Origin of the sequence: Bacillus sp. FSL K6-1000 (assembly GCF_038630785.1) — a bacterium.
Classification (GTDB): Bacteria; Bacillota; Bacilli; order Bacillales; family Bacillaceae; genus Bacillus; species Bacillus safensis.
On the sequence record NZ_CP152042.1, the window covers coordinates 3,181,658 to 3,207,236 of the forward strand.

Annotated in this window: 23 protein-coding genes and 1 other annotated feature; of the genes, 5 read left to right on the forward strand and 18 right to left on the reverse strand. The window is 41.0% G+C overall.

Features of this window, described 5'->3' with window-relative positions; genetic code table 11:
- Positions 1-114: 114 nt before the first annotated feature.
- Complete coding sequence (locus MHI46_RS16605) at positions 115-2,229, forward strand: glycosyltransferase family 39 protein (protein WP_260774908.1); 2,115 nt, start codon at positions 115-117, stop codon at positions 2,227-2,229.
- A 31-nt stretch (positions 2,230-2,260) separates the two neighbouring features.
- Complete coding sequence (locus tag MHI46_RS16610; protein ID WP_260774909.1) at positions 2,261-3,253, forward strand: glycosyltransferase family 2 protein; 993 nt, start codon at positions 2,261-2,263, stop codon at positions 3,251-3,253.
- A gap of 44 nt (positions 3,254-3,297) precedes the next feature.
- Here MHI46_RS16610 and MHI46_RS16615 read toward each other — a convergent pair whose 3' ends face one another.
- Together MHI46_RS16615 and MHI46_RS16620 are read right to left on the reverse strand one after the other, a co-directional pair.
- A complete protein-coding gene (locus MHI46_RS16615; RefSeq protein ID WP_059377561.1) occupies positions 3,298-4,647 on the reverse strand; it encodes an amino acid permease in 1,350 nt (449 codons plus the stop codon).
- A 75-nt stretch (positions 4,648-4,722) separates the two neighbouring features.
- Positions 4,723-4,947, reverse strand: a binding site (T-box leader).
- An 89-nt stretch (positions 4,948-5,036) separates the two neighbouring features.
- Positions 5,037-5,711, reverse strand: coding sequence for an NAD(P)H-dependent oxidoreductase (locus tag MHI46_RS16620; protein ID WP_260774910.1), 675 nt, complete (start codon positions 5,709-5,711; stop codon positions 5,037-5,039).
- 228 nt (positions 5,712-5,939) lie between these two features.
- Here MHI46_RS16620 and MHI46_RS16625 point away from each other — a divergent pair, with 228 nt between their 5' ends.
- On the forward strand, positions 5,940-6,305 hold the full coding sequence (locus MHI46_RS16625; protein WP_024423595.1) for a winged helix-turn-helix transcriptional regulator: 366 nt from the start codon (positions 5,940-5,942) through the stop codon (positions 6,303-6,305).
- A gap of 9 nt (positions 6,306-6,314) precedes the next feature.
- Here the strand turns inward: MHI46_RS16625 and MHI46_RS16630 are convergent, their stop codons facing one another.
- The 3 genes from MHI46_RS16630 to MHI46_RS16640 form a co-directional block, all read right to left on the reverse strand.
- Positions 6,315-7,502 (reverse strand): PDZ domain-containing protein, encoded by a 1,188-nt coding sequence (locus MHI46_RS16630; RefSeq protein WP_228280152.1) that lies wholly within the window; start codon positions 7,500-7,502, stop codon positions 6,315-6,317.
- Between the two features lie 68 nt (positions 7,503-7,570).
- Entirely contained in the window at positions 7,571-7,924 is a 354-nt protein-coding gene (locus tag MHI46_RS16635; protein ID WP_003212923.1) for a swarming motility protein SwrAA, read from the reverse strand.
- Positions 7,925-8,268: 344 nt separating this feature from the next.
- Positions 8,269-9,717 carry a S41 family peptidase gene (locus MHI46_RS16640; protein WP_039181746.1) on the reverse strand — a complete coding sequence of 483 codons (1,449 nt, stop codon included), beginning with the start codon at positions 9,715-9,717 and terminating at the stop codon, positions 8,269-8,271.
- Positions 9,718-9,870: 153 nt separating this feature from the next.
- Between MHI46_RS16640 and MHI46_RS16645 the strand changes: the two genes are divergently transcribed.
- Positions 9,871-10,611: a sulfite exporter TauE/SafE family protein gene (locus MHI46_RS16645; protein ID WP_126682357.1), complete on the forward strand. Its 741-nt coding sequence runs from the start codon at positions 9,871-9,873 to the stop codon at positions 10,609-10,611.
- Positions 10,612-10,660: 49 nt separating this feature from the next.
- Here MHI46_RS16645 and MHI46_RS16650 read toward each other — a convergent pair whose 3' ends face one another.
- The 5 genes from MHI46_RS16650 to MHI46_RS16670 form a co-directional block, all read right to left on the reverse strand.
- Positions 10,661-11,923: a M23 family metallopeptidase gene (locus MHI46_RS16650; protein ID WP_144467967.1), complete on the reverse strand. Its 1,263-nt coding sequence runs from the start codon at positions 11,921-11,923 to the stop codon at positions 10,661-10,663.
- Positions 11,924-12,033: 110 nt separating this feature from the next.
- Entirely contained in the window at positions 12,034-12,924 is an 891-nt protein-coding gene (ftsX, locus tag MHI46_RS16655) for a permease-like cell division protein FtsX (protein ID WP_039181755.1), read from the reverse strand.
- Positions 12,917-13,603 carry a cell division ATP-binding protein FtsE gene (gene ftsE / locus MHI46_RS16660; protein WP_024423601.1) on the reverse strand — a complete coding sequence of 229 codons (687 nt, stop codon included), beginning with the start codon at positions 13,601-13,603 and terminating at the stop codon, positions 12,917-12,919. The genes ftsX and ftsE overlap by 8 nt, the downstream gene beginning before the upstream one ends.
- 381 nt (positions 13,604-13,984) lie before the next feature.
- On the reverse strand, positions 13,985-14,314 hold the full coding sequence (cccB, locus tag MHI46_RS16665; RefSeq protein WP_260774915.1) for a cytochrome c551: 330 nt from the start codon (positions 14,312-14,314) through the stop codon (positions 13,985-13,987).
- Positions 14,315-14,362: 48 nt separating this feature from the next.
- A complete protein-coding gene (locus tag MHI46_RS16670; RefSeq protein ID WP_024426245.1) occupies positions 14,363-15,211 on the reverse strand; it encodes a YitT family protein in 849 nt (282 codons plus the stop codon).
- Between the two features lie 189 nt (positions 15,212-15,400).
- On the opposite strand from MHI46_RS16670, the gene MHI46_RS16675 reads away from it, so the two are divergent.
- Complete coding sequence (locus MHI46_RS16675; protein ID WP_260774916.1) at positions 15,401-16,135, forward strand: alpha/beta hydrolase; 735 nt, start codon at positions 15,401-15,403, stop codon at positions 16,133-16,135.
- A gap of 16 nt (positions 16,136-16,151) precedes the next feature.
- Here the strand turns inward: MHI46_RS16675 and MHI46_RS16680 are convergent, their stop codons facing one another.
- The 8 genes from MHI46_RS16680 to fliS all read right to left on the reverse strand — a co-directional run bounded on the left by MHI46_RS16680 (position 16,152) and on the right by fliS (position 25,570).
- Positions 16,152-17,945, reverse strand: a complete 1,794-nt coding sequence (locus tag MHI46_RS16680; RefSeq protein ID WP_260774917.1) for a M3 family oligoendopeptidase — start codon at positions 17,943-17,945, stop codon at positions 16,152-16,154.
- Positions 17,946-18,069: 124 nt separating this feature from the next.
- A protein-coding gene (gene prfB, locus MHI46_RS16685; RefSeq protein WP_098677688.1) for a peptide chain release factor 2 occupies positions 18,070-19,171 on the reverse strand; the annotation gives its coding sequence in 2 pieces (ribosomal slippage) (positions 18,070-19,098 and positions 19,100-19,171; 1,101 coding nt in all).
- 67 nt (positions 19,172-19,238) lie between these two features.
- Positions 19,239-21,764 (reverse strand): preprotein translocase subunit SecA, encoded by a 2,526-nt coding sequence (secA, locus tag MHI46_RS16690; RefSeq protein WP_106025568.1) that lies wholly within the window; start codon positions 21,762-21,764, stop codon positions 19,239-19,241.
- Positions 21,765-21,962: 198 nt separating this feature from the next.
- Positions 21,963-22,526, reverse strand: coding sequence for a ribosome-associated translation inhibitor RaiA (gene raiA / locus MHI46_RS16695; RefSeq protein WP_024423608.1), 564 nt, complete (start codon positions 22,524-22,526; stop codon positions 21,963-21,965).
- A 188-nt stretch (positions 22,527-22,714) separates the two neighbouring features.
- Positions 22,715-24,400, reverse strand: coding sequence for a methyl-accepting chemotaxis protein (locus MHI46_RS16700; RefSeq protein WP_342502961.1), 1,686 nt, complete (start codon positions 24,398-24,400; stop codon positions 22,715-22,717).
- Between the two features lie 33 nt (positions 24,401-24,433).
- Positions 24,434-24,814: a hypothetical protein gene (locus MHI46_RS16705; RefSeq protein ID WP_039181775.1), complete on the reverse strand. Its 381-nt coding sequence runs from the start codon at positions 24,812-24,814 to the stop codon at positions 24,434-24,436.
- A 13-nt stretch (positions 24,815-24,827) separates the two neighbouring features.
- Positions 24,828-25,169: a flagella biosynthesis regulatory protein FliT gene (gene fliT, locus MHI46_RS16710; RefSeq protein ID WP_342502962.1), complete on the reverse strand. Its 342-nt coding sequence runs from the start codon at positions 25,167-25,169 to the stop codon at positions 24,828-24,830.
- Positions 25,166-25,570, reverse strand: a complete 405-nt coding sequence (gene fliS, locus MHI46_RS16715; protein ID WP_024423612.1) for a flagellar export chaperone FliS — start codon at positions 25,568-25,570, stop codon at positions 25,166-25,168. The genes fliT and fliS overlap by 4 nt, the downstream gene beginning before the upstream one ends.
- Between the last annotated feature and the right edge of the window lie 9 nt (positions 25,571-25,579).

The following is a 25,579-nucleotide window of genomic DNA, read 5'->3' on the forward strand; positions in this document are numbered from 1 at the left end:
ATTAAGAGCTGTTTTTATTTCTAAAAAATAAAAAAATGGCCTTTTTTTATTAACATTTTATTCATATTTGCTTGTTACACTTTTTTCAAGTGAAGAAAAAGGAGTGACATGCTTTTGATCAGACGTTTTCAGAAATTTGATATTTATTTATTTTTCATATTGATCTTATCTGCCATCTTAAACATTTATAACATTTGGGAAGATGATACGGTGAATGCGTATTATACTGCGGCTGTCACAAGTATGATGCAAAGCTGGCATAATTTCTTCTTTGCTTCATTTGATCCAGCAGGATATGTCACGGTGGATAAACCCCCGCTCACCTTCTGGCTGCAAACGATGAGTGCCAAAATTTTTGGTCTCCATGGATGGAGCGTCATCTTGCCTCAAGCTTTAGCAGGCATTGGATCTGTTTATCTGATCTATCGTCTTGTCAAACCAACTTTTGGTCAAGCAGCGGCAAGATTAGCGGCACTTATCATGGCGTGTACACCTATTGCGGTTGCTGTATCTCGCACAAATAATATTGACAGCTTACTTGTCTTTATACTTTTACTAGCAACAGGAATGATGTTCAAGGCTGTAAAACAGCAAAAGGTTCTTTGGGCGATTGTTTCATTTGCGATGATTGGCGTCGGCTTTAATACAAAAATGCTACAAGCCTATATGATCGTACCAGCACTCATTCTTTTTTACATCATTGCCTACCGAACGACATGGAAGAAAAAGTTGTTATCACTGATGATTTCAATGATTGTTCTTTTAGGTGTATCTGCTTCTTGGTCTATAGCGGTTGATCTCACTTATAAAGACAATCGCCCTTATATGGGATCAAGTCAATCGAACTCAGCTCTAGAATTAGCCTTTGGTTACAACGGTCTTCAGCGGTTGACTGGTCAACAGTCTGGCGGGGGAGGCGGCACAAATCAGGGTGAGGGACAGCCACCTCCACAGCAGGGTGATCAGCAAAATGACAATGATTCATCCACCATGCCTCAGCCGCCATCTAATGAAAATCAAAACAACTCAGACAATTCAAACCAATCATCCAGTCAGGAACAGCCTTCAATGCAAGGACCACCAAGCAGTGCAAACGGCACAACACCACCTGATATGACTTTAGGCGGTAATGGTGATGGACCGCCAAATGGCGTGGGCGGAAAAATGGGAAATGGCTCCGGCATGTTTGGTACAGGAACCAAGGGACCTCTACGTCTGTTCCAATCTGAACTATCCGATCAAATCAGCTGGCTGCTTCCATTTGCAATCTTCGGTGCGATTGGTATCTTCTTCTCGACTGCCTTTGAAAGAAGACGTCTCAATACAAAACAAAAAGAAACTCTATTTTGGTTAGCTTGGCTTATACCTGTTGCTGCATTTTTCAGTGTAGCAGGATTTTTCCATCATTATTATTTGATCATGCTGGCACCACCAATTGCTGTATTAGCAGGAGCCGGATGGGTTTCGATGACACAATTGCTTCAAACAGGAACTGGGTTTAAAAAATGGCTGCTTCCATTTGCGATATTCGTTACAACAGCATTTGAAATCTTTATCCTATCCACTTTTACAAGCACGATCGGTCTTGGACTAAGCATTGCAGTCGGTATCATTGGTGTTGGAACAATCCTTTCTCTGCTTTTGATAAAAGGAAAAGAAAAACGAAAACAATTCGTGTCTCTCATCGCCATCCTTTGCATGCTGATTGCACCACTATACTGGGCAAGCACACCTCTTCTTTATGGAGGAAACAGTATGCTTCCAGAGGCTGGGCCTCAGCTTGCCACTTCAAGTGGCAGCATGAGTTCACAAGTCAATGAAAAGTTGATCAGCTATCTTGAGAAAAACAATACGGGAGAAGAGTTCCTATTCGGAACAACAGATGCAACCACTGCTTCACCTTACATTATTAAAACAGGAAAAGCTGTTATGGCATTAGGTGGATTTAGTGGATCTGATAACATTCTCACACTTAGTGAATTCAAACAGCTCGTCAAAGACGGCAAAATCAAATACTTCTATCTTTCTGGTATGAGAGGCGGCAGCTCTGACATTCTAACTTGGATTCAAAAAAATGGAAAAGAAGTATCTGCTTCTAAATGGCAGAACAGCTCTACATCCAAAACAAACCAGCAAACAGACAGACAACAACCAGAACAAAATGATCAGTCAAATGGACCAATGGGCGGAATGGAGAGCGGCACTCTTTATGAACTATCCGTTGATTAATTCATCTATTAAAAGGGAGGAACGATGACTGATGGAAAAGAACATACGATATTCTATTGTAGTCCCAGTCTATAATGAAGAGCTTGTGATCCATGAATCCTATCAGCGACTGAAAACAGTCATGGATTCGGTGGGAGAAGCATACGAGCTTCTCTTCGTTAATGACGGTAGTATGGATCGAACAGCTGAACTAATTAAAGTGTATTCCCAAAACGATCCGAATGTAAGACTCATTGATTTCTCACGTAACTTCGGACACCAAATTGCAATTACAGCTGGGATGGATTATGCAAAGGGTGAAGCTGTCATCGTGATAGATGCAGACCTACAAGATCCGCCTGAATTGATATTAGAGATGATCGCAAAATGGAAAGAAGGCTATGAAGTCGTATACGCCGTGCGCACCAAACGAAAAGGTGAAACTTTTTTCAAAAAGCAAACAGCTTCCCTTTTCTATCGCGCTTTACGTCAAATCACCGAAGTAGATATCCCAATCGACACCGGCGACTTCAGGTTAATGGATCGTAGAGTGTGCCATGAAATGAGAAAAATACGAGAAAAAAATCCATTTGTTCGCGGTCTAGTCAGCTGGGTAGGTTTCAAACAAATTGCAGTAGAGTACGTTCGAGATGAACGTCTAGCAGGAGAAACAAAATATCCGCTCAAAAAGATGCTTAAGCTCTCGATGGATGGAATCACTTCCTTTTCCTATAAACCTTTGAAGCTAGCAAGTATAGCAGGAATTGCCCTTTCCGCTATCGGATTCATTTCAATGTTTCTTGTACTTTACTTAAAGCTTTTTACAAACAGCACCATTACAGGATGGAGTTCATTAATTGTCATACAGCTGTTCTTTAGCGGCATTATCCTCTTTATGCTGGGAATGATTGGGGAATACATCGGCCGAATCTACGACGAGGCAAAAGATCGACCACTTTACATCGTAAGAGAGAGTTACGGACTTCAGTCAAAGCCACATCCTGTTCAACCCCCTGTTCATTTCAAGCAATACAAACAGCATTAAAAAAGCGTGTGAGACCTCTTTCAAGGTCCCGCACGCTTTTTGTATTAAGCAGCTGTTTCAAATCGCTTTCTGTTAATGAAGAAAGAAAGAGTAATCATCAGATAAATGCCCATGGTGACCATTGTTTGGACAATCGGAGTTGTTGACACAACGCCGATGAAAATGGCAATGATCGCAATCACAGAAAACCATGTTGTAAAAGGATACAGCTTCACGCGATATCCTCCTGGTTCTGCTACACTTCGAGATTTTAAATGCCCGACAGCAATAATAAACCAGATGAATAAGACCGTATAGCTTAAAGATCCCATTAAATAATTAAAAGTTTGACTTCCTACAAAAAGAGAAATCAATACAGCGGCATACAATGTAGATGTACACACTAGGATTGCTCTAACAGGCACCTGCTGTTTTGATAGCTTTGAGAAGCCCTTCCATACACGTCCATCCATCGCTTGCGTATAAAGTACCCTTGAGGATGCGTACAGTCCAGAGTTCATAGAAGACAAGATCGCTAGTAAAATGATACCGTTCATGATATCACTTGCGTATGGCACGCCAATTGTTGCAAACACGGTGACGAATGGACTCACTTGCTCATTGTTTACTTGATTCCAAGGAATCAAGCTGACGATGATGAAGAACGGCAGTACATAGAAACCGATGATTCGTACAAATGTACTTTGAATAGCCTTTGGAATGACTTTTTCAGGGTTTTTTGTTTCTGCTAATGTGACCCCAATCATTTCCGTTCCGCCATATGAATACACCACAACAAGCATAGCCGCAATTAAGCCGCCCGTTCCATTCGGGAAAAATCCTCCGTGGCCGGTTAAGTTGGATAATCCCGGTGCTGCATGCTGACCAAATGAGACAAAAAGCATGGTTAACCCAATGATAATAAATAAAATAATGACAGCAATTTTAATAGAAGCTAACCAGTACTCCGTCTCAGCAAACATTTTAACGGAACAAACATTGATCAATGTCACAACAAGTGAAATGATTAACACAAGTATCCAAATCGGCACCTGTGGGAACCAGTACTGAATAAAGATCGCAGATACGATCGCTTCTGCTGCAATGTTCAGCACCCACATTTTCCAGTATATCCAGTCTAAGAAATAAGCCGGATACTTACCTAACACAGGTTCAATTAAATCACGAAACGTTCTTGCGCCAGGTCGTGCAACCGTCATTTCGGCAAGTCCTTGCATAATAAATAATAAAATAAGTCCACCAATCATATATGCCAAAATGACAGCAGGACCTGCGATATCAATAGCAGAGCTGCTTCCTTTAAACAGACCAGCACCAATTGCACCGCCAAGTGCGAGCATCATAATATGCCTTGACGTCATTGTTCGTTTTAACTGCACATGTTCCTTTTCCATTTTCTTTAGCTCCTTTAAATTTGAATCTTCAGACAAATATAAGATAAAAGCATATAAAAAGGCCAGTCATCTCCTTGAAGAGACGACTGACCTTGCAACCGCGTTACCACTCTAATTGATTCAACCATAGCTGAATCCATCTTAAAACCCGTTAACGGAGGTCACACGTAAAGACTTACTATTCATTCAGTCTTACCGCTCTTTGAGCGAGTTCAATGATTCGTTTTACTGCGTTGCACCAACCCGCAGCTCTCTTAAAAAACGGATGTTCATCTACTATTCTCAAGTCAAAGCGTTTATAGTCCATTTGTATATTCATCAAAGATTTTATTTTTTAAATATACTGACTAACCACGCAATTGTCAACATCCTTTTTCAGACATTCTCTTTTAACGAATCCAAACAGCTACTTCATCCATCGGACGGCGCGTTTTGCCGCGCTTCGGCTCGGTCACACGATAACCAAAGGCTGCCATGACAGAAATATCATACTGACCATCCTCAAGCAGCCCTTCTTCATCTAGAATGCGATGAATCTCATCGTAGCTGAATCCCTCGACTGGACATGAATCAATGCCAATTTGTGCAGCGGCTGTCATCATGTTTCCAAGGGCAATATACGTTTGTTTTGAAGCCCAATCAAAGAGCGTACGTTCATTTTCTAACAAATGAAGATCATTCTCTTGGAATTCTTGATAGCGTCCCTTCACCATCTCGAACGTTTCGTCTGACATTCCTTTGATTTGCTTGTTGATGTATTCTGCATATGCTGAATCATAACGGGCGTCTGTTCTTGCCAAGATGATCACAAAATGGCTGGCAGTCGGAAGCTGCTTTTGCGCTCCCCATGTATACTCTTTTAATTTTTCTCTAAATGCTTCATTTTGAACCACGAGGAACTTCCAAGGCTCAAACCCTACAGAGCTTGGGGAAAGTCTTCCTGTTTCTAAAATAAACGCAAAATCTTCCTCTGATATTTTTTTCACTGGATCAAACTCTTTTGTCGCATGGCGGAACTCATACGCCTCAATGATTTCTTTTTTTAATTGCTCTTTGTCTCGCATTGTATTCATCCTTTCTATTAACCAATTAGGGTGTGTGTTTCATCAATCCAATTTCTTTCCATTCACATATAGAAATTGTTATGATAAGAAAACAAACAGCCCGAATGTGTGATGTGATATCTCTATGGTATAAGAAAAGCTTCGAGTGATTCAAGTACGCACATTTTTGTTCGTTAGTTACCATCTTGTTCGTATATCACCAAATTTGCCTTAGAAAGGAGTCTTAAGATGAGTGCACCATCCAATCCAGTCAGTATTGTCAATCATGGCTGTCCCGTTTCAGTGACGACAAGTGTCATCGGAGGGAAATGGAAAGGAGTGATCCTTTATCATTTGACTTGCGGACCAAAACGCTACAATGAATTGCGCCGGCTTCTGCCAAGAATTTCTCAGCGTGTTCTCACACTGCAATTGCGTGAGCTTGAACAAGACGGCGTTGTTCATAGAGAAGTCTATGAAGAGGTTCCCCCTCGTGTCGAATATTCACTCACTTCTCTCGGAAATACCTTAAAGCCTATCATCTTCGCCATGCGTGAATGGGGCGAATCCTACGGGAAAGAAGCGCGCCCAAAAGAAAAAAGCTGCCATCTCTAGCAGCTTTTTTTAATATGAAATTGCCGTTGGTTCTTGCTGTGGATCATCCTTTACAAACAGGATGCCAAGCTGATGATGCTCCCCTTCGTAAGAAGCACGTTTCTCAAATCTTGTCTGACCATTTAAGCCAATGATCTCGAGCTTTGTCAGAGCACGATTGGTTTGAAGGGCTTCATAAAATTCCGAAACGGTTTTTACCTCAATTCCATTCACTTTTGTAATGACTTCTCCGATCTCAAGCTTTAAATCAGCCGCTGGTGTATTTGGAATAATTCCTAGCACCATCAGCCCTTGATTACGCTTAGAGAAGTAGAACGGGGCAGCATTGTCATTGACCCTCTGCTTCCACGAGAGAAAGGCTCTTCCTATCACCGCAATCAATACAGCTCCCCAAGCAATCGGTTCAAACCAAATACTTGCAGCACCTAATAAGGCGACAGCGAGTCCGAGCATGAGAATACGCCGAGCTGTAATTTGAATACTAACAATTGGCAGTGAGCCTTGAATTCTCTGACCGAATCCGATGATATAAGGAATCAAAATAAATGAAAAGCTTTGATCATGCACTTGAAGCACCGGCCACCATGGCAGAGAAGAAGTGAATTCACCTGCCGGCATCAGCAAAACAAGCGGTAAAAGCCACAGACGGTTTGCCCGCTGCTGACCAATTAAAAGTCCTCTCGCACTCATCACCATAGCAGGCGATGTACGTAAATGCGCCGTTCGATAGGCTAGAATCCCCTCGGTCATTAATAAAAGTCCTAGCAGAATGACAACGGCTGATGCATTCATCATTGAGAGCTGCGGCAGCCAAGAATGACTCACTTGGAAATGCATCAGTCCAAGTGCCGCAATAAAACTGAAACCGAGTGTGTATGCAGACGAAAGCGCACTCGCCTTAAAGAATAAAGAGAAAACGATGGTCATCGCTGCAATCAGCACGATGAATCCAGGGGGGAGGGCAATCCCTAAGCCTACTGAAATGACGGATAGGCATATCCCTAGAATCCATCCCTTTGAATATGTAAATTTAAGTTCATCGTATACATCTTCTATTCTTGTTTGAAACGCTTTTCTCTCCCGCTTTACGCGGATGTAGCCATGCAATAGGCTGATTAATATCATGAAATAAAAAAGAGGATGGATTAAAAACAGACCGACCGCTTTTAATCCGGCTCCCATCCACTCCGAGCTCATTATCGTTCACCGCCCAAGTCAAGCATTTTCTCTTATTCTATCAAATAAATCGATGCTTGACATCAGGTTTATTTCTCCTGATTCATCCAAAGTGTGACATTCGACAGTGAAAAATCTTTTAAGTAGTGATTGACATCTACATCTAGTATGCCGCCGAGCAGCTGCATCGACCTCTTGATGTCGGTTAAGTTTATACCAAGTCTCTTATGATTATCCATTAAATAATTGAAGTATATCTCAGCACAGTCTTCATCGATTTCGTCGACTGATTCTACCGTTGTGTAATTGACCAAGTACCTGCTTAACAGCATGAGCAGACTTAATGCCTTTGTAGCGGAAAACGTCACATCTTTCGAACGACTCTTAAGTTCCTCTACCAACTCGTAATATTTTTTCTCTCTCACAATACTTGCCCTTTTCAATTGTGTACCCCCATTTACTAGTTCTTTTAAGAAAAGCGCAAACCTCGGTACAGCTTAATGCTCAAGCTGAATATCCGCAAAAAATAAAATATTTAAAATGAGTGCTACTTTTTATTGTAAGAATTATTTATGTAACATACAACTTTCAAAAGTTTCATTTTCATGACATGTTTAAATCAACAGAAAGTCTCTTATATACATATGTTATCGGGTAAAATCGAAGGAATGTTATGTTTTTTGTAAAATAAATGAATATATTTCTCGATATAATTTATTTTTAATCATAAATTATTACATGTTCATGACACTTATGAACCAAAAAAAAGAGGCTATTATTCGCCTCTTTATTTTTTAAGATATAGTGCTTTTAGTGCAGTCTGTAATTGAAGGTCATTTTTTTCGTATGATTTCACTTCATCCACCATTTTGTTCATCATTTCCGCTGTTTTCAAATCAATGACACCTGATTTATCGAGATTGTATGTGCTTTGGAAGGCAAGTACGGCCTTTTTCGTTTCTTCATCAAAGTATCCATCTACTCTGCCAGGGTCAAATGACAATCCCTTTAACAGCGTCTGGGCTTGTCTCACTTCTTCATTGTTCATATCAAGCTGAAGCGGTTCTTTTAGCTGAAGCGGACCTGCGGTAAAGTAATCCGGCTGATGAATTGCAATTGTCGGTACGACGCCTTTTTTGTGAATCCAATTGCCTTTTGGCGTGAGCCATTTATACAGCGTTAATTTAATATTACTTCCATCTCCCATCGGAACCGCCTGCTGCACAGTTCCTTTTCCAAAGGAGACATCACCGACGACTTCATACTTGCCAGCTTCTTTCATGGCTCCAGCAAGTATTTCCGAAGCGGAAGCACTGCCTTTATCAATTAAGACATTGACTGGGTAAGGTTTTTGTTCTTTCAGTTTTGAAAAATATCGTTTCCGGTCGCCATTCCGTTCTGCGATTTGAATATAGGGCTGATCTTTCGTAATAAAATGCTTCAAAATATCTTCCACACTTTGCAGATAGCCGCCAGGGTTTCCTCTCACATCCAGTACAAGGCCTTCTATGCCCTTTTTCTCGAGCTGTTTCAGGCTTGACGTGAAATCCTTCGCCGTATCTTCAGAGAAGCTGGAGATCGCAATATAGCCTGTTTTATGCCCATTGACCTCTTTTACAGAGGAAGTCACTGTTTCAAGCGGGATTTCCTCTCGTTTGATATGGAACGTTAGCTCTTTTTCAATCCCATTTCGTTTGATTGTTAAGGCGACAGAAGTTCCTTTTTTCCCTCTTATTTTCAGCACAGCATCGTTTAAGCTTTTTTCTTTCATCGGTTCACCGTCAATGCTGATGACTTCATCTTTCGGCTTTAGACCCGCTTTTGCCGCAGGGGATTTTTTAAAGGCGGAGACGATAATGATTTTTCCTTCATCCATCCCCACTTCTGCCCCAATCCCCTCAAAGGAAGAATCAAGCGAATCAGAAAATTGCTTTGCGGTTTGCTTGTCCATGTATACTGAATATGGATCGTTTAACGTCGAAAGCATTCCTTGGATCGCGCCTTCAAGCAGCTTTTGCCGATCCACTTCCTCTACATATTCATTCGAAATAAGGTCATAGGCTTTCTCGATCTTTTCCATCCCATTCTCTTTTGCCTTATCACTTGATTGAGCTTGTCCAGCCATTGCAGCAGCTGCTTGCGGTGACTCCGCATGAGTTCCCTCTTTATGCGTCATCACACCTGCACTTATTAAGAGAACGACACTTGCCATAATAGATGCGATTTGTTTTTTCATATTTGGCCTCCTTCTTCAACTCTTCCTGATGACCTGAGTTATTATATGCCAGAAGAAGGGATTTCATGTAAAGACATTCTCCCGTGAAGGCTTGACGAATCATTTTATTAGGTGTAATTTTTATTTTGTTATGATTGAGAAGGAGTCTTCGCTATGTATATTATCTTGACGATGCTTTTATTAGGAATTTTATTAGGTTTTGTAGGAGCAGGCGGGGCGGGATTTGTCATCGCATTGCTTACATTAGTTTTTGATATCCCTATCCATACAGCACTCGGGACGTCATTAGCCGCTATGGCATTTACGACACTATCAGGTGCATACAGCCACTACAGGGAAGGGAACATTCAGTTAAAATCTGGTTTGATTGTCGGGGCTCTGGCTTGTATTGCTTCTTTTGCCGGGGCTAAGGTCGCTCCTTTTATTCCAGAAGAGAGTCTGCACTATTTAACAGCAGGGATGCTTTTTTTATCCGCTGTTTTTATGATGATCAAACTATTTGTTCTTAATGAAGAGGCTGAGCAGCAGCCGCTTTCTTCACGCCAGCTGATGACAAGAGGCATTATTTTAGGCCTTGTGTCTGGAATGCTGTCAGGCATGTTTGGTATCGGGTCTGCACCGTTTATTCAAGTAGGACTTTTGATTTTACTGAAGCTGTCGATTCGGCAAGCTGTTGGCACGACGATGCTTGTCATTATTCCGATTTCCATCGGCGGTGGAATTGGATATATTTCAGAGGGCTATGTTGATTTTATCTTGCTGATCCAAATATTAATTGGAACCGTCTTAGGCGCATTTATAGGCGCGAAATTCACACGCCTTGCACCGAAGCTCTTATTGAAATCAGCTGTTCTGTTAACACCTATTATTGCCGGGTTACTGCTGTTATTTTAATTCTATCTATACAAAAAAAGCCGATAACGTCATGTTATCGGCTTTTTGATTAGCGGATATATTGCGCTGGATTGACTGCATTTGATTTCGCGCCATTCCATAATCCTTTATGAATTTCAAAATGAAGATGCTGACCATGCGATTGGCCGGTATTTCCCATATAGCCAAGGAATTGTCCTTGTTCAACTCTCTGTCCTGTTGACACACTTCTTGTAGACAGGTGGGCGTATACAGTTTGATATGTCTGTCCATTGATATTGTGCGTAATGAACACAACATTTCCGTAGCTCGATGAGTAGCTTGAGTTTGTGACGGTTCCAGATGCTGCTGCATAGACAGGAACTGTGCCTTTTGCTGCAATATCTAATCCGAAGTGGTTTCCGCCAGAACGTCCGCCAAAGCCAGATGAGAAACGCCCTGCAGCTGGTTTAATAAAGCCTGAGCTGCTTGCTGGTGTATCAGATACTTGATCTGATCCGCCGCTACGAGGTGCAGGTGCATTTTTTTCAGCTGCTTGTTTTGCTTTCGCCGCTTCTTCCTTTTGACGGTGTGCTTCCTCAGACTTCACAGCCGCTTTTTGGTTCGCAAGAATTTCTTGTTCATTCTCAAGCTTACCTAGTTCATCATGTGCATGATTTTTTTTATCTGTCACATCACCTAAAATGTGTTCTTTTTCTTTGTGCTTCTTAGATAAATCTTTTTTCAGTGCTTCTAACTCTTTCAGAGATGTTTCAAGTCCACTTAGCTGATTATTTAGCTCTGCTTCTTTTTGCTCCACCAGCTTTAAATCATTTTCATGTTCTGTAATCATGTCTTTGTCTGCTTCGACAATCGTTGAGACAGCCCCAACACGACCGACAAAATCACTAAAGCTGCGAGCACCTAGCAGCACATCTAAATAGTTGATCGTACCGCCGCTTTTTTGCATAGAACGAATTCGGTCTTTGAAAATGGCTTTTCTTTTTTCAATTCGCTCATTGATGACTTGAATGTCTTTTTTCAGCTGTTTGATCTCTTGCTTCGTTTTTTTAACTTCTTTCTCTTTTTCAGCGACTTTTTCAGTTGCAGTACTTACCTTTTGGTCAATTTGTTCAATTTCTTTCTTGAGCTTTGATTCTTTCTTTTCAAGCTTTGCCAGCTCTGACTTCTTCTTCTTCAAGTTTGATTCAGTCTTCGATGTTTTCTCTTCGATTTGTTGACGTTTTTGATCTAGGTCTTCGTATGCGAATGCACGATTCTCGTTCCCTGGAATGTATAGCCACGTTGTTCCAATAAACGCTGCCATTCCAGCCATCATCAGCTTTCTTTTCAAAACGATATTCCCCTCCCATGACAACTGTCGACATGAAGAGCCGACCGGATGAATCGGATCAACCGGTCACATCTTCTATAGAATCCTCGAATGCTGCCATCAAAATATATTTATACTTTTAAGAATTTACGGATAGACGTTAAGCTTCCCCATACCCCAATGATTGCACCGATCACTAGCAGGATCAGTGATACTTGATAGACAAATGGGTTGTATGGAAGCATTGAAATAAATGAGCCCTGTACTCTCGGTGCGACCCAGCCCACTGCATATTGATACGTGCCAAGCAATAGAGCAATAGGTATAATGGAGCCAAATACACCAAGCAATAATCCTTCAATGAAGAATGGCCAGCGGATAAACCAGTTCGTTGCACCTACCAGCTTCATAATCTCAATTTCTTTACGTCTAGCAAAGATCGTAATTTTGATCGTATTGGAGATTAAGAACATAGCTGTAAATAACAGCCCAATAATGAGCACAATGCCGACATTACGCGCTACTCCGACTACATTAAAGAGTCGGCTGACCTCTTCTTTCCCATAGGTTACTTTATATGTACCCTTTAGGTTTTCTAATTTCTTCGCTACTTTTGGTGTATCGTGAGGATCTGTTGTTTTCACAATGAACGCATCGTTTAATGGATTTTCTTGATCAACAAGTCCCATGGATTGTCCATTTTCTCCGAAGCTTTTAATCAAAGCTTTCAGTTCGTCATCCTTAGATGAGTACTTCACATTACTGATTTCAGGAATCTTTTCAATTTCTGCTTTTAATTCATCCTGCTGCTTTTGATTCGCCGTTAATTCGATTAATACTTTTACTTCTACTTCTTTTTCAGCGTTCGATGCCATGTTATTCAAGTTGAGCATAATCACAAGGAAAACCCCAACTAAAATCAATGTGACAGTAACCGCACTAATTGATGCAAAAGTCATCCACGTGTTTCTTCCTAGTGAACGGAAGCTCTCACGTAAATGCCGCGAGAGAGTTTTAATCATAAATTCCGTACTCCCCTCTTGCTTCGTCACGCACAATCATTCCATCTTCGATTGCGATGACGCGTTTCTTCATGGTGTTTACAATTTCTTTGTTGTGTGTCGCCATAACCACTGTTGTTCCGCGGTTATTAATCTCTTCGAGCGTCTTCATGATTTCCCAGGAAGTGTCTGGATCAAGGTTTCCTGTCGGCTCATCTGCAATGACGACCTCAGGGCTATTGACGATCGACCGAGCGATAGATACCCGCTGCTGTTCACCGCCGGACAGCTGGTCAGGAAATTGGCGCGCTCTGTGCTTTAGCTGGACTAGATCGAGAACGTCAAGCACTTTTTTCTTAATGATATGAGGCTGTTCACCAATCACTTCAAGAGCAAATGCAACATTCTCAAACACAGTAAGAGTTGGAAGCAGCTTGAAATCTTGGAATACTACGCCAATTTCTCTTCTTACGTAAGGAATTTCTTTTTCCTTCATTGAACCTAAATCTTTGTTATTAATTAAGATTTGCCCTTTGGTTGGCTTCTCTTCACGATACATCATTTTGATGAAAGTGGATTTACCAGCACCACTGGGACCAACAACATACACAAACTCTCCTGGATGGATAGAGACATTGATTCCATTGATCGCCTTTACGCCATTAGGATAGATCTTGTAGACTTCCTTCATTTGAATCATGTAATCACCTAATCTTTTCTTATTCGCTGACTAACAGCTATCATGATGTTTTGACACTTCTCGTCAAAAAACGTTATGTATGGTTACGCACATACCCTTCGATACTTACTAGCAATTTATGTCCTTTTCATCCAAAAAGATGAAAAAATTGAATCGTCTCATTTTCAACAACTCCAATTATACGTCATGAATCGACGCAATGGTATTACATTTATATTTCAAAACTTATAAATAAAAGGTAAATAGAACAACCAAAACCGAAAAACGTGCCTTTATACCCTTATTTTTTAAATAAAATTTAATATAATGCGTTTTCATACTATCCAAAAGTCTTTTTCTACATATAAAAAACAAAAAAACCTTGTCGATTAGACAAAGGTTTTATTTTTTCTCTGCAAGCCATTTTGCTACTTCTTTTGCTTGCTTCTCATCTACCATTCCGCTTGGCATAGAGCCTTTACCGTTTTGCGCAATATCTGCGATTTGGCTTTCATTATATTTCTTCCCTACTTCTTTCAGGCTTGGTCCGCCTCCGCCAGATAGGTCTTTCCCATGACAGCCAATACAGTTTTGCTGATAGATCTCCTCACCACTGCTCACAGATGAAGCACTTTTGCTGCCTTCTTTGTCGCTGCCGCTTGAATTTCCTCCACAAGCTGCGAGAACAAGAAGCATTGCTGCAAATAGCATCGTTAATCCGCTTTTTTTCATCTATTTCCCTCCCTTACAATCATTTGGTCAACGCTATTATATCCTTGTTTATGCCCTTTTAAAACCCTCACCAAGCACCTCTTTTGCATCCATTACAATGACAAATGCTGATGCATCGATTGCTTTCACCACTTGTTTCAACTTTGTGAATTGTGACTGCCCAACGACACACATCAAAATTGGGCGGTCATGATCGGTATATCCTCCGACTGCTGAGATCTTCGTCACACCGCGATCAATTTGATCAAAAACCGCCTGTCTGACCTCATCTTCATGCCCTGTAATGATCATCGCCATTTTCGAATGACTGAAGCCAGCCTGTACCACATCAATCGTTTTACTCGAAATAAACACACCAATAACCGCGTACAGCCCCTCTTCGATTCCAAAGACCGTCATTGCAGCCAGAACAATCAAACCATCCATCATCGCTAAGCAAGTGCCTAGCGTGAGTCCTGTGTACTTATTGATGATTTTGGCAGCGAGTGCCGTTCCACCTGTTGATCCATTCCCAAGGAACACGAGCCCTATACCGATTCCAATGACCACACCGCCAAAAATAGCTGCCAGCAGCGCTTCATGTGTGACAGGTGCAATATGTCGTGTGACAAACACCATGAAAGGTAAAAAAATCGAACCGACGAGTGTTTTCACTCCAAATGTACCGCCTAATAAATAAAAGCCAGCGATAAACAGCGGAATATTGAGCCCCCATTGCACATACGCTGCTTCAAAGCCGAATGACTGCATAATGGTACTAATTCCGCTCACACCACCTGCGGCAATCTGATTCGGCAATAATAACGTATTAAATCCAATCGCCACGATGGCTGATCCGATTAAAATGAACAAATAATTTTTCACTTCGATCCAAAATTGTGAATGTCCCTGCTTCATGTCTTTCTTCCTCCGTTACTTCTGAATGCACACCTATTTTAAGCCCTCTTAAAACGATTGTAAATAACAGCCAAATGCAGTGCTAATGGATTAATACTTTATCACACAGACGGATCAGCGTACTTGCCGGTTGGCATAGGAGTAAATGATGGTATATTTAATATGTACATGAGAAAGAAGGGGCATGCGATGAAGAAAATACTGAAGATATCAGGTATGACATTACTTGCACTGATCATCTTAGCTTTTGGTGCTTTCTATACATGGAGCCGATTTACATACGGACCATCAGAAGCATTAAAAAAACAGGTGAACATGGAGCAAGTGGAACATAAAAACGATGTTTATACTTTTGAAGCATCAAAAAGTGATACTGGCATCATTCTCTATCCTGGGGCAAAGGTGGAACCACTTGCGTATGCCTATATTGGGGATACGCTGATGAAAAAAGGCTACTCTGTCTTTATCCCTGACATGCCATTTTCCTTTGCGATCTTCAATCCAAACAAAGCGCAGGATATCATCAAAGATCATCAAACGATCAAACACTGGTATATTGGCGGACATTCACTTGGCGGGGCAGCTGCCGCTATGTTTGCAGAAAAAAATCAGAGCAAGCTAGATGGACTCTTTTTCCTAGCATCTTATCCAGCATCAGATGACCTGAAACAATCGTCACTAAAAGTCCTCTCTATTTCAGGTGAAAAGGATGGGCTGGCAACACAAGAGAAAATCAAGAAATCGAAAGCAAATCTGCCGTCTCAAACCGTTTATCATGAAATAAAAGGCGGGAATCATGCGCAATTTGGCATGTATGGCAAACAAAAAGGGGATCAGCCGGCGGACATTCCAGCCCTGTCGCAGCAAAATGATCTCATTCAGACAATGCTGGATTGGCTGAAGCCAGCAAAAAAGCTCCCATAACGGGAGCTTTTCATTTTTATTTTTTCGTCACTTCTAAAAATTCTTCAGCATCTGCTACAGCCAAACGAATGGCATCTTCCCAAAATGCTTTTTGGGTAAGATCAACGCCTAGATGCTTTTTGGCTAAATCTTCTACTGTCATTGAAGCAGTATCTTTTAATAATGCAATGTATTTCTCTTCAAACGATGTACCAGCCTGCAATGCTTTTGCATAAATCCCCAGCGAGAACATGTATCCAAAGGTGTATGGGAAATTATAAAATGGAACATTCGTGATATGGAAATGCAGCTTAGACGCCCAGAAATGAGGATGGTATTCATCTAATGAGTCACCGAACGCTTCCTTCTGCGCTTCGACCATCAATTCATTCAATCGGTCAGCCGGCACTTCTCCTTGTTTACGCTCTTCATAAAATCGCTGTTCAAATAAGAATCGAGATTGAATGTTCATGAAGAATGCTACACTGCGCTGCAGCTTATCCTCTAACAAGCTGAGACGCTCCTCTTCATTTGCCGCTTCTTTTAATGAAGCATCAGCTACAATCATTTCTGCGAAGGTGGACGCTGTTTCAGCTACATTCATTGCGTATTTGCGATTCAGAATGCGAACATCCTGCATCACGTCCTGATGGAACGAATGACCAAGCTCATGCGCTAGTGTCGCCACATTGGATGGACTTCCTGAGAAGGTCATAAAAATGCGTGATTCTCCGCTGTCAGGGAAATTTGTACAAAAGCCGCCTACCCTTTTGTTTGGACGGTCCTCAGCTTCTACCCAGCGTTCGTTAAAGGCTTTTTCTGTAAAAGCAGCGAGCTCTTCTCCAAATCCAGCGAAGTGTTTCACAATAAAAGCAGCTGCTTCTTGATAAGGATAGATTTTGGTCTCACTGCCGATAGGAGCCCCAACATCAAACCAGCTCAGCTTATCCACTCCAAGCATCTCAGCTTTTCGGTGTAAATAATCAATGAATGGCTGCTTATGTTCATCAATCACAGACCACATTGTATCAAGGGTTTCTTGTTTCATACGGCAAATTTCAAGCGGCTCTTTTAAAATGTGATCCCAGCCTCTTGCTTCATACACTTGCAAACGAAAACCAGCAAGGTGGTTGAGCGTACTAGCAAATAAATGTTCATCCTGTGTCCATGCATGCTCTAGGTTGTGGTAAACGGCCTTTCTGACTTCACGATCTGAATCATCCATTGCATTTTCCGCTTGGCCTACAGAGATCATCTGCGTTTCACCATGCTGTTCAAACGGAATGGTAATTTTATTCACTAAGCTGGAATAAAGCTCATCCCACGCATGGTACCCATCTACAGACAGCTTTTGGATCAGTGTTTCTTGTTCAACAGGTAATTGATCCTTCACACGGTCTCTTCGCTCATTTAATATGTAGCGGACATCTGAAAAGGCTGCTGAATTCATCAGTTCTTCCCACTTGTTTGCAGGAATAGCAGCAAGCGCTTGATCAAACAGTGCAAGGATGGTTCCTAAATCCGCTTCCAGCTTGGCAATCGTACCTCGAAGGCTGCCTGCTTTCATATCCTTCGTATTTTGAGCTTGGAGGCAGGATACATATGAACCTGCTTGAGACAATTTTTTATATGTAGTTTCATACGTGTTAAGGACAGACGTTAATTTGCTTTCAATGTGTGTATCTTCTTTTGAAAAGGCATCCACCTTTTGTCGTAATTCATCTAATAGCTGCTGAATGGTTTGCAGGTATGTCTTAAATTCTGGTGAAGAACTGCCTCCTTTAAAAAAGGCATCTAAATCCCACGTTTCTTGTAATGGTGTTAATCCCAAAATATTTCCCCCTTTATTTGCTAATTTCATCATACAAAGGATATAGAATCAGTATGTCGTATGTATTCCTTTATATTCATTATATTTTCTCACAATTAAAAAAACCCGGCAAGAAGCCGAGTTTTTATGATAATTTCGAACGTAGGTATGCATCGATAAATGAATCTAAATCTCCATCCATCACCGCTTGAACATTTCCCATCTCCGTATTGGTTCGATGGTCTTTCACAAGAGAATAAGGGTGGAATACATAAGAGCGAATCTGGCTTCCCCAGCCAATTTCTTTCTGCTCTCCTCTGATTTCATCCAATTCTGCCTGCTGTTCTTCGATCCGTTTTTGATAAAGTTTCGATTTCAACATTTTCATCGCACGTTCTCTGTTTTTGATTTGTGATCTTTCTGTTTGGCACGTCACGACGACATTGGTTGGAATATGTGTGATACGAACGGCAGAGTCCGTCGTATTGACGTGCTGTCCGCCTGCACCGCTTGCACGATACGTATCTACCTTGATATCCTCTGTGCGAATATCAATATCAATTTCTTCATTGAATTCCGGCATAACATCACATGAAACGAAGGATGTATGTCTACGGCCAGATGAATCAAAAGGAGAAATACGAACCAAACGATGAACACCTTTTTCTGCTTTTAAATAACCGTACGCATTATGCCCTTTGATCAGCAATGTCACAGACTTAATTCCTGCCTCATCACCTGGAAGGTAATCAAGCGTTTCGACCTTAAAGCCTCTGCGCTCTGCCCAGCGAGTGTACATTCTCAGAAGCATAGAACCCCAGTCCTGTGATTCGGTACCGCCAGCACCTGGGTGAAGCTCAAGAATGGCATTGTTTTTATCATAAGGTTCGCTTAAGAGAAGCTGCAGCTCAAATTCGTTAAATTGCTTCGTTAAGTTCTTCAGCTCTTTTTCAAGCTCTGCATGAAGCTCCTCATCATAATCTTCCTTTAATAAGTCATGCGTCATTTGCAGCTCTTCATGCGATTCACTGAGCTCATGATAGGAATTCACAGAATCCTTCAGTGCATTGGCTTCATTGATAACGCCTTGAGCCTTTTGCTGATCATTCCAAAAATCAGCCTCTGACATCGTCGCTTCAAGCTCTGCGATTTTGGCTTCTTTTGTTTCTAAGTCAAAGAGACCCCCTAAAATCAGCTAGCCTGCTAGCCATATTTTCAAGCTCTTGTCTAATTTCTACTAATTCCATATCCTTCACCTCATAGATGTATGGGGGCTGACATGAATAGAAAGAGGTTTTCACCTCTTTCCATTACTTATTCTGTCTTCCCATGACAATTTTTATATTTCTTGCCGCTTCCGCAGTGACATGGAGAGTTTCGTCCAATGTCTACGACTTTACGTACCGGCTTTTTCTTCACTGTCTTCTCCTCATCGCCCTCTTGTGGCTGATGAGCCGTTGTTTGACCTTGGACAACTTCTTCGCGTTCTAGGTTGTTTTGGATTTCTGATTTCAAGACATACTTGGCTACATCATCTTCAATTGAAGCAACCATATGCTCAAACATCGCAAATCCTTCCATTTGGTATTCACGAAGCGGATTCGTTTGTGCATACGCACGTAAATGAATACCTTGACGCAGCTGATCCATTGCATCGATATGGTCCATCCACTTCGAATCCACCGCACGAAGAACGATGACTTTTTCAAATTCACGCATTTGTTCTTCGCCAAATGTTTCTTCTTTTGCATCATATTTTTCTTTAATACGATCCATGATGAAGTCTGTGATTTCATCTGCTTCTTTACCGAAGATATCTTTGACCGTGATGGCACCTTCGTCTAAATAGTTCGTGTTGATTAATTCAACAAGACCATCTAGTTTCCATTCTTCAGGCAGCTCTTCTTTTGGCGTATAAGATCCGACAGCACGCTCAATTGAAGATTGGATCATATTGATGACAATTGATTTTAAGTTGTCGGAATCGATGACTTCAAAACGCTGTTTGTAGATCACTTCACGCTGTTGACGAAGCACATCGTCATATTGCAGAAGCTGCTTACGGGAATCAAAGTTGTTCCCCTCTACACGTTTTTGCGATGATTCAACGGCTTTAGACACCATTTTACTTTGGATTGGTGTAGAGTCATCCATGCCAAAGCGGTCAAGCATTGCCATCGTTCGCTCTGCACCAAATCGGCGCATCAATTCATCTTCCATGGATAGATAGAATTGGGTAATCCCTGGGTCTCCTTGACGTCCAGAACGTCCGCGAAGCTGGTTATCAATCCGGCGGGATTCATGACGCTCTGTCCCGATAACAGCCAGACCTCCAAGTTCTTTTACACCTTCGCCAAGCTTGATGTCTGTACCACGTCCTGCCATGTTTGTCGCAATGGTCACAGCACCTTTTTGACCAGCCTCTTCAATAATTTGTGCTTCACGCTCATGGTTTTTCGCGTTTAACACTTGATGAGGAATGCCTTTATTTTTAAGCAGCTTAGAAATAAGCTCAGATGTCTCAACTGCTACTGTTCCGACAAGAACTGGCTGTCCTGTCATATAGCGCTGCGCAACATCCTCAGCCACTGCTTTAAATTTACCATCCATTGTGCGGTAAATTAAATCAGGTCGGTCATCACGAACTACTGGTTGATTGGTCGGGATTGACACAACCTGCATGTTGTAAATGTTACGAAATTCTTCTTCTTCCGTTTTTGCTGTACCAGTCATACCAGATAACTTTTCATACATACGGAAGTAGTTCTGGAACGTAATTGTTGCTAGTGTCATGCTTTCGTTCTGCACTTCAAGACCTTCTTTTGCTTCGATGGCTTGATGCAGTCCTTCACTATAACGGCGTCCTTTCATTAAACGTCCTGTGAAGGAGTCAACGATGACTACTTGGCCTTCTTCTACCACATAATCCACGTCTTTTTGCATCGCAACATGTGCTTTCAGTGCCTGAGCGATGTGATGGTTCAGCGCGACATGTTTGACATCAAACAGGTTCTCGATGCCGAATGCTTTTTCCGCCTTCGTCATTCCGCTTTCAGTCAGCTGCACACTTTTTGTTTTAATATCATACGTGAAATCATCTTCAATTTTTAAAGTGCGGACAAATGCATTGGCTTGTACGTAAAGCTTTGTTGATTTCGCAGCTTGTCCAGAAATAATAAGAGGTGTTCTCGCTTCATCAATTAAAATGGAGTCAACCTCATCGATCACAGCATAATGAAGTGGTCTCTGAACCATCTGCTCTTTGTAAAGCACCATGTTATCTCGTAAATAGTCAAAGCCGAGTTCATTGTTTGTTGAATACGTGATATCAGCGGCGTACGCTTCTCTTTTTTCATCTTTGTCTAAGCTGTTTAAGTTTAAGCCGACCGTTAAACCAAGAAATTCAAAAATTTTGCCCATTTCCTGCGCATCACGGCTTGCCAAATATTCGTTGACTGTCACGATGTGGACGCCTTTTCCAGAAAGAGCATTTAAATAAACAGGCATTGTGGATGTCAATGTTTTCCCTTCACCTGTTTTCATTTCAGCGATGTTGCCTTCGTGAAGTGCGATCCCCCCCATAAGCTGCACCTTAAATGGGAACATTCCTGTTACGCGGCGGGAAGCCTCGCGAACCGTAGCAAATGCTTCAACCAACAGGTCATCCACGGATTGTCCTTTTTCAAGTTTTTCTTTAAATTCAATCGTTTTATTTCGTAAAGCCTCGTCAGATAATTTTTCAAAATCTTGAGCGAGAGCTTCGATTTCATTTGCCTTTTTTTCATATCGGCTGATCGTACGTTTCGTAGGATCAAACACTTTGTTTAAGATTCCAAGCATATAATAACGCTCCTCTATTTCATGCAATTTTTCGGCATGTCCAAAAGTTTGACAGGTCCATATTTACCTGCATTTATCATACCATACCTTCTTTCATTTCCAAAGAATTTGCCATAATTTCGCACAAAAAACCCGCCCCTTATGAAAGGAACGGGTTTACTTTATTTAGGTTGTTTTTAAATCAGCATCAACTGATATTTAAGCGTTTGGCTCAATGAGTCCATATTTACCGTCATTTCGGCGATAAACCACATTGGTCAAATTTGTCTCAGCATTTGTGAAAACGAAGAAACTATGACCTAACATGTTCATTTGGAGAATGGCCTCTTCGCTATCCATCGGCTTTAAGTTGAAACGTTTTTGTCTGACGATTTCTGTTTCATCAATCTCTTCGTCATCTTGAACTGCTACTTCAGCCGTACCATTTCCTCCAGCAAATAAGTGCTTTTTGGCACCTTGCTCGCGGAATTTACGGTTTACTTTTGTTTTGTGCTTTCTAATTTGACGTTCTAATTTACTGGCTGCTAGGTCTACTGCATTGTACATATCCTCATTATGCACCTCAGCTCGAAGTGCTAGATCAGTCATTGGAATGGTAACCTCAACTTTAGATTCTTGATCATTGTAAAACTTCAAGTTCACGTTGACTGAAGCATCAACATCTGTCTCAAAATAACGCTCCAGCTTTCCAATTTTTTTCTCGACATGATCTCTTAGTGCAGGTGTTACGTCGATGTTTTCTCCTCTGACATTGTAATTCATGTAAAGAACGCCTCCTTTAAAATTAAGGATATGTAAACCTATTTCTACTTTTCCCTCCTTTTCTCCTGCTCAAACGTAAAAAAAATGTGAATATTTATTGAAATTTGTCGAATTTTGCGGTGCTTCAACTGTTGCTTGCTAGGTGATGAATATATATTCGGCTGATTCTTGAAAAAGACCAGCTCACATTAAATGGTAAAAGATGAAATCGATGTTTTCAGCGATTGAGACAAGGATTTTAAATCCTCCGCAGCGGCTTTCATCTCTTCATTGGCCGCTAATGATTCTTCAACAGCAGCAGACATATACTCTGTTTCTTCTGAGTTTCGTTTCGCACCTTCTTCAATGACACCAACCGTTTGAGAAATTTCCTCTGTACTAGCAGAAATTTGTTCTGCAGTGGCTGACAGTTCTTCGGCTTTCATTGAAATATCACGAATAGATTCCAGGATTTCATGGAAGCTCTGTTCAGATAATTGTGATACTTTTACACCCTCTGCTACATCCCGCTCAACCTTCGTCATCGATTGCGATGACCTTTCTGTATCTTTGTTCACGTTCTCTAGTAATTGACTAATTTGATCTGTCAGCTGACTAGATTCTTCTGCCAGCTTCCTCACTTCATCTGCTACAACTGCAAAACCTCTTCCATGTTCTCCCGCTCTTGCTGCTTCTATGGCTGCGTTTAAAGCAAGTAAATTCGTCTGGTCAGCAATGGCATGGATATGACCTAACAGACCTTGAATGCCTGTAAATTGCGCTTGTACATTGGCCATTGTGGAATGGTGTTCATTCACAGACTCTTTAATAGAACTCATTTGTTTCACAAATTGTTGAATAAGATTGGCACCCTCTTCAGCCTTTTCAGTCACTGAAATTGAGTGACCCGAAACATCGGACGTGTGTACAGCTGCATTTTGCATGCCAGTCGACACTTCTTGAATGGAAGAGGCGACTTTTCCGACCGCATCTGATTGTTCTCGTGAAGCTTCACTGACCTGTTCAATCGAGCTAGATGTCTGCTCACTAGCCGATATCGTTTGACTGATGGTTTCCTCAAATTGAGCAGCAGAATCAGCAAGCTGTCTTGATCCGCTTTGCACCTGCAAAATAAGCTGACGCAAATGAGCCGTCATTTGATTAAAGGCTGTGCCGAGCTGACCAATCTCATTTTTAGAGGTCACTTCAATCTCTTCAAGGGTCAGGTCACCATCTGCCATCCTTCTTGCGGCATTTGTGACAGAAACAATTGGTTTTGTCATGCGATGAACGAATCTGACACCAATCACCAGAAAGCCAACAATAATCGCAGCACTGACCAAAATGAGTGTAAGCAATAATTGATTACTATCTTGATTGAGCTGATTGATTTTTTGATCACGTTGTTTTAGCTGGTTTTGAGCGAATTCTTTTGTAAAGGTATGTATTTCTTGTTCTATAGGTTGTAATTCTTGAGTGAGGCGGGTGTTGAATTCTTTTTGATTGTTGGTATTTAATGATATAAATAACCTTTTTGTGGATTCATAGTAGAGTTCATTCTTTTTAGATATCTTTTCTAATAATTGTTTTGCCTGTTTGACTGTACTAAGTTTTAAAGCATCTCCTGTTTTTTTATTAATATCAACATAAGTATCTTCAATCTTTTGTGAGATTTCCCTGTCTTGCATGACGACATATGTTTTAATCTGTGCTTCCTGCTTTTGCAGAAGCGCCTCTAATTCCAGCGAGGTCTGATAAAGCTTCACTTCCTTGCTTAATAACACTTTATAGGATTGATCTGTTTTGTAATAGAGAAAGCTTGAGAATCCTAACATACTGACAAACAATACACATATGACAATAAGCCCAAATAAAAATTGATTTTTTAGTCTCATAATTTCCTCCGAATGGTCTGAATTGGACAAAAATTAATGAATGACATACGGCCTCATACAGGCATGTATTTCATCCATCCACTTTCTATATTCAGGTATAAAATATGATTTCAGGAATGATTGGAAGTGATTTGAAGGGAATGTATAGAAAGCTAGTATATCAAAACTTAAAAATATTTGATCAAACGAACGAATCGTTTTGGCAAAGTGTTCATTTTCAATAATTGAAAGCAGAAGGGGGTGTGTTGTGTCTAAATGAAAGAAGGCATGGATCAGATCATTAAAGATCCGATCCCCTTCTGTTTTGTCAAAATCCTTCTCAATTTCATCTAAATATTTTAGACTCTCTTCTATCGTGTATAGAAGTTCATAATATGTGGTTAATAAAATATAGTCATTTGAACGATACGCCACAGGTCTCACCTATTTATTTCCGTTTATCGTAGTATACGCCGTCACTTGTTATGGGCTGGTATGGATTTTGATAATTCAGCTGTTTTGTTTTCTTTTTTTGAATGGCTTGAATATCTGCTTTTATCCCATTTTGGATAACCGTTAATTGCTTCGCCATCTCTTGATCTGTTTGTATGATTTCTCGGATTTTCTCTTTTTCTTGATCCGTCAATTCATGCTGTATATCTCTCATTAATTCGTCTCTCTCGATTAAAAAGGCATCAAAGTCTTCAACCAGTGTCTCACTTTGCGGATTTTCCGATATTTCTGCTGCCATTTTTAATGTTTGATCATGTAGCTGGTCCACAATACTCATAGAGAGCCCCCGATAGAGTGGTGACGGCCTTTTCGATCGGTTTGAATGACTTCCTTCCACGCATCACGGAAATCAGTTACGTACTCTTCTACTTCATTCAATATCTCTTCGTCATTTTGAAGATTAGCTTCTATCAGTCTGCGATAAATGTAATCATACATACTTGCCATACTCTTTGATACGTCATAGGAACGATTTAAGGTGACATTTAATTCTTGAATGATGTTTTGAGCCTTTTTCAGGTTCAAGTTTCTCGTTTCTGCATCCTCTTTTTGAATGGCATGCTTCGCTATTCTAATGAACTTTAAGCAGCCTTCATAAAGCATAAGCGTCAACTCAGCAGGTGTTGCGGTCTCAATAGAATTTTTCTGATAGGCGGCATAAGGGTTCTGTATTGCCATATGTTATAA